The 256-nt window shown below is 33.6% G+C and carries 1 protein-coding gene; it reads left to right on the top strand.

What is annotated here, in order from left to right:
* Positions 1 to 31: 31 nt before the first annotated feature.
* Positions 32 to 256 (top strand): hypothetical protein (locus SB679_RS25225; protein ID WP_410705070.1); only part of this gene is annotated, 225 nt, incomplete at its 3' end.

Below are 256 nucleotides of genomic sequence, written 5' to 3'. Positions count from 1 at the left end.
CTATGCAGTACTACAGCACCAGAAGCATAATATGAAGTTGACCACAACAAACAACAAAACCGGAGTAAAAAAGGATGAAATAAAAGAAAGAAAGGCTATTCTTGACGACAGGCCTCTGTACTGGGCAAGAATTGCCATGCAGGTTATCTTAAAAAGGCAATATGTTTTTATTAAAGATATTAAAACACTTTCACAAAAAGATCAGGATGATTTTTTCAAAAAATCCATTATCCCTAAAAATAGCAAGCTTTGGAAA

This window comes from Chryseobacterium sp. SIMBA_029, from assembly GCF_046535275.1.
Classification (GTDB): domain Bacteria; phylum Bacteroidota; class Bacteroidia; order Flavobacteriales; family Weeksellaceae; genus Chryseobacterium.
Note: the sequence above shows the minus strand (reverse complement) of the source record. Positions and strands in the feature narration are given on the sequence as shown.